Below are 1196 nucleotides of genomic sequence, written 5' to 3'. Positions count from 1 at the left end.
TGGACTTGTAACGGTTTTGTGCCGGTCACTGATCTCATTATGCCACTTTGGCTTCGAATGCGAGCGGGCTGATGCCGCCCAGATATGAATGGCGGCGGCGGGTATTGTAGAACCCGTTGATGTACTGGAAGATGGCGGCCTCGGCTTGTCGCCGTGTTGGCCAGCTCTGCCGCCAGATTAGTTCCGCCTTCAGGCTTTTGAAGAATGTCTCGACAGAGGCGTTATCATAGCAATTACCCTTGCCGCTCATCGATGGCCGCAGGCCGTAAGCCTGCAGCATCTTTTGATAATCGTAGGAGCAATATTGGCTGCCACGATCGGAATGGAAAAGGCAGCCCTCTGGCGGATTGCGCAGCCGAACGGCCATATCGAGTGCTCGGATCGCAAGGTCCTTCTTCATCCTGTCGCTGACGGCCCAGCCCACCACGCGGCGGCTATGCAGATCAAGAATGACGGCGAGGTAGAGCCAACCCTCATGCGTCCAGACATAGGTGATGTCACCGGCCCATTTAAGGTTGGGTGCGTCAGCGACAAAATCACCTGCCAGCCAGTTCGCCGCAACGCCAAGCCGGTGGTGGCTGTCGGTCGTAACCTTGTGCTTGCGGGTGCGGACTGGCTTGATCCCGTTAATCTTCATCAATCGACCGACCCGGCGCTCGCCGACATCGAGACCTGCCTCTTTGAGCTCCATTGTCATGCGAGGACGACCATAGCTGCCCAGGCTGAGGCTGTACTGTTCCCGAATATGGGCCAGCACCTTCATGTCTGTCCGCGCACGCTGGCTGATCGGCCGTGTGCGCCATGAACGATAGCCACGGGGGCTGACCTGCATAACCCGGCAGATCGTCTCTACAGGCCATACATGGCGCCAGCTCTCCACAAACGCGAACCTCACGGCCGCTGGCTCGCGAAGAACTGCGTGGCCTTTTTTAAAATCTCCCTCTCCTCCTTGAGGATCCGGTTCTCCAGGCGCAGACGTTCATTCTCACGGGCCAGATCCGCCTGCGGCGCGGCTACCAGATCAGTGGGCCGATATTGCGCGACCCACTTGCCCAGCGTCGACAATCCCACCCCTAAATCTGACGCAACACGCCGACGCGACAGCCCGCTGGCCAGCGCAATCCGCACCGCTTCCCGCTTGAACTCTTCTGTATGCTTCATCATCTCGTCGGCCTCCTTGATAGAGTGTTAAACTC

The 1196-nt window shown here is 58.4% G+C and carries 1 protein-coding gene; it reads right to left on the bottom strand.

Translation table 11 applies throughout. The features are described from left to right. Nucleotides 1–37 precede the first annotated feature (37 nt). Nucleotides 38–1164, bottom strand: a protein-coding gene (locus tag FEV51_RS13075) for an IS3 family transposase (protein WP_222927467.1) whose coding sequence is annotated in 2 segments (ribosomal slippage) — nt 38–933 and nt 933–1164 — 1128 coding nt in all. Because the reading frame shifts where the segments join, the coding sequence is not laid out codon by codon here. Nucleotides 1165–1196 lie beyond the last annotated feature (32 nt).

Source organism: Qipengyuania marisflavi, from assembly GCF_005884405.1.
Classification (GTDB): Bacteria; Pseudomonadota; Alphaproteobacteria; order Sphingomonadales; family Sphingomonadaceae; genus Qipengyuania; species Qipengyuania marisflavi.
Note: the sequence above shows the minus strand (reverse complement) of the source record. Positions and strands in the feature narration are given on the sequence as shown.